This window comes from Streptomyces montanisoli, from assembly GCF_017813245.1.
Taxonomy (GTDB): Bacteria; Actinomycetota; Actinomycetes; order Streptomycetales; family Streptomycetaceae; genus Streptomyces; species Streptomyces montanisoli.
Window position 1 is genome coordinate 1 of record NZ_JAGIQL010000303.1, and the last position, 3,432, is coordinate 3,432.

The window sequence follows — 3,432 nt, forward strand, 5'->3', positions numbered from 1 at the left end:
GCCGTCGGCCGCGGCCCCGCTCGTCACCGCGCACCCGCACGTCGCCGCCACGACCCCGGCCACACCCGCCGCGGCTGCGGCGAACACCGTGCCCCGCCTGTGCTGACGCTCCCGCTCGCGCTCCACCATCGCCCTGCAAACCCCCAGCGCCGACCCGCCGATTGCCGAGACCCCCTGACGGCCGGTTAACGACGCCGCGCGCGTCACGGTCACGCAGCCGGCGCCCCCGGGTCCCGCCCGGGCGGCCGCGGGTACCGTGGACGGCGTGCGCGACGACGAACCCGGGGAGGGCGCCCGCCTCCACCGTCACCTGACGTCCACCGTCGAACGCGGCTCCTTCTGCTCCGCGCGCTGCACCTGCGGCTGGCGCGGCCCCGCGCGCAGGTCCCGTGACCTCGCACGCACCGACGCCCGCACGCACGAGACGCCCCCGGCTTCCTGACGGGCGCGCGCGCCCGGGGCGGCCCGGCGACTCGCCGGCCTCGAACCGGCCGATCCCAGGGGCGCCCTCCCGCGCCCGCGTCCCCACTCGTACCGTCTCGTACTGACGAAGGACGCACCCCACGCCCCGTCCTTCGCGGGAGGGGTCTTCGACATGTTCCGCGACACCAGCCGCACCGGCAGCACCAGCCGCACCGGCCTCACCGGCCTCACCGGCGAGCGCATGCCGGCGCGCCGTGCGCTGCTCACCGGCGCCGCCGCGCTCGCCGCGACGGCCGCCGCGTCCTCGCTCGCGGGATGCGACAGCGGGGGCGACGGCGGCGGCAGGCGGCCCGGCGGCGGAGCCGGCTCCCGCGGCCCCGGCACGGCGAGCGGCTCCGCGACGCCGACGCCGACGCCGACCCCGTCGCCCGGCGCGCCGAGCTGGAGCGCGCTCGCCAAGGGACTCGACGGCGACCTCGTACGTCCGGGCGACGCCGACTACCCGACGGCCCGCCAGCTCTACAACACGCGCTACGACGGGCTGAAGCCGGCGGCCGTCGCCTACGTGTCGGGCGAGGCGGACGTCAAGGAGTGCCTGGCCTTCGCGCGGACGCACTCCACCCCCGTCTCCGTGCGCAGCGGCGGCCACTCGTACGCGGGCTGGTCGAGCGGCAACGGCCGCCTCGTCATCGACGTGTCACGGCTCGACTCCCTCGACCGCTCCTCGTCCGAGGCGAGCGTGGGCGCGGGCGCCCGGCTCGCCGGCATCTACCGCGGCCTCGCCGAGCACGGCCGCACGATCCCCGGCGGGTCCTGCCCCACCGTCGCGATCTCCGGGCTGACCCTCGGCGGCGGACACGGCGTCACCGCACGCGCCTACGGGCTCGCGTGCGACAACCTCCTCTCCGCGACGCTCGTCACCGCCGACGGCAGGACGCTGACCGCGGACACCCACCGCGACAGCGACCTGTTCTGGGCGCTGCGCGGCGCGGGCAACGGCAACTTCGGCGTCGTCACCGAGCTGCGCTTCCGCACCCACCCGGCGCCCGACGGCGTCGTGGCCTACATGAGCTGGCCGTGGGCCAAGGCCGGGCGGCTGCTGGCGACCTGGCAGGAGTGGGGGCCTTCCCAGCCCGACGAGATCTGGTCGGCGCTGCAGCTCGACGCGGGCCCGGGCGGCGTCGCGCCGACGGCGTCCGTCTCCGTCTTCTCCCTCGGCACCGAGTCCGACCTGCACAACGCCGTCGACCGGCTCGCGGACCAGGCGGGCGGCCCGGGCCCCGCGAGCTCCGTCTCCCTGCGCACGCGCTCCTTCGAGGACGCCATGGAGGTGTACGGCGGGTGCTCGGGCCTGACGGCCGACCAGTGCAGGCTCCCCGGCACCACGCCCGGCCGTTCGCCGCACGGCGCGCTGCACCGCGAGACGTACGCGGCGGCCTCCGACTTCTACGACCGGTCGATGTCCGCGGCGGGCCGCCAGGCGATGCTCGGCGCGGCCGAGGCGTTCACCCGGCTTCCGGCGGCGCGTGGCGGCGGCGGGTCCATAGCGCTGACGGCGCTCGGCGGTGCCGTGAACAGGGTGGCCCCCGGGGCGACGGCCTTCGTGCACCGCGGCTCGCGGATGCTCGCGCAGTACGTCGCGTCGTGGCAGCCGAACGACTCGGGCAGCGCGCACCAGGCGTGGCTGCGCTCCACGCAGGCGGCGATGCGCAGGTACGCGTCCGGGGCGGCGTACCAGAACTACGTGGACCCGACGCTGAAGGACTGGCGCACCGCGTACTACGGCGGGGCCGCGGGGCGGCTCGCCGGCCTGAAGAAGAAGTACGACCCCGACCGCCTGTTCGACTTCCCGCAGGCCCTGTGACGGCACGGTCCCCCGTACGGCGGTGTCCTGACCGGCCGTTCCCCCGTACGGCCCACCGGCGTTGCCGGTAGCGGCTGCTGCGGGTGGCCTGGATGCATGCCCGAGCCCCCGCACCCGCCCGCACACCGCACGCTGACCCTGGTCGCGGCCGTCGCCGCCGCGCTGCTGCTCGTCCTGCCGGCCGCGGGCACGGCCGCGGCCGTCGCCAGGCCGACGCAGCCGCGCGAGCTGACCCTGATCAGCACCGGGAACGGGGCCGCGCTGGCCGACGCGAAGGGCAACCCGCTCTACCTGCGTGAGGACGACGCACCCGGCGTCCCCGGCTGCACCGGCGGCTGCGTGAAGCTGTTCCCCGCGGCGGTCGGCTCCCCGTCGAAGGGGCACGGCGTCGCGGGAAAGGTCACCAAGACCAGGACCCACGCGCGCGGCAGCCGGCTGCCGCAGGTCCTGTACGACAACCACCCGCTGTACTACTACGCGAAGGACCATCCGAAGCGGCCCGCGGGGCAGAACGTGCCGAACCTCGGCTTCCGCCTGGTGGCGCCGGACGGCACCGCGCTGCCGACGGGCGAGATCTCGGTGGCGACGTCCCGCCCGCGCTCCCACGCCCCGGCGCGGACACCGACGCCGACGCACAGGGCCACGCACCGGGCGTCGCACCAAGCGTCGCACCGGCCTGCGCACCAGGCGACGCGCACGCCGCACCACAAGGCGCAGGCCCACCGGCCGCCCGCGACGGCGGTCACGACGCCGGTCACGCCCCACCGCCCGCACACGTCACGGCCGACGCCGCACACCACAGGGCCGGCCCGAACGGCCCCGGCCGCCCCCGCATCGGCCAGGGCGACGGCGGCAACCCCGGCACGGACGACCGCCCCGGCGCGGGCCGGCACGGCGCGGACCAGCACGGCGTCACCCACGGCCGTGGGGGCCCCCCCGGGCGGCCCGCCCGGGGCCCCCCGCGGAGTGGGAGAGGGCGCGGCCGGAGTCCTGGCTCCCGTGGATCCCGCAAGCCGCCCCTCGCCCCGGAGAAGGGGGGGGGGGGGGGGGGGGGGGGGGGGGGGGGGGGGGGGGGGGGGGGGGGGGGGGGGGGGGGGGGGGGGGGGGGGGGGGGGGGGGGGGGGGGGGGGGGGGGGGGGGGGGGG

3 protein-coding genes are annotated in these 3,432 nt (G+C 78.0%); 2 read left to right on the forward strand and 1 reads right to left on the reverse strand.

The genetic code is table 11. From position 1 onward, the window contains the following. Positions 1 to 265: 265 nt before the first annotated feature. Entirely contained in the window at positions 266 to 442 is a 177-nt protein-coding gene (locus JFN87_RS32495; protein WP_209346020.1) for a hypothetical protein, read from the forward strand. 222 nt (positions 443 to 664) lie between these two features. Beyond that, complete coding sequence (locus tag JFN87_RS32500; protein WP_209346018.1) at positions 665 to 2,287, forward strand: FAD-binding oxidoreductase; 1,623 nt, start codon at positions 665 to 667, stop codon at positions 2,285 to 2,287. Between the two features lie 473 nt (positions 2,288 to 2,760). Here JFN87_RS32500 and JFN87_RS32505 read toward each other — a convergent pair whose 3' ends face one another. Further along, on the reverse strand, positions 2,761 to 3,207 hold the full coding sequence (locus tag JFN87_RS32505) for a hypothetical protein (protein ID WP_209346016.1): 447 nt from the start codon (positions 3,205 to 3,207) through the stop codon (positions 2,761 to 2,763). Positions 3,208 to 3,432 lie beyond the last annotated feature (225 nt).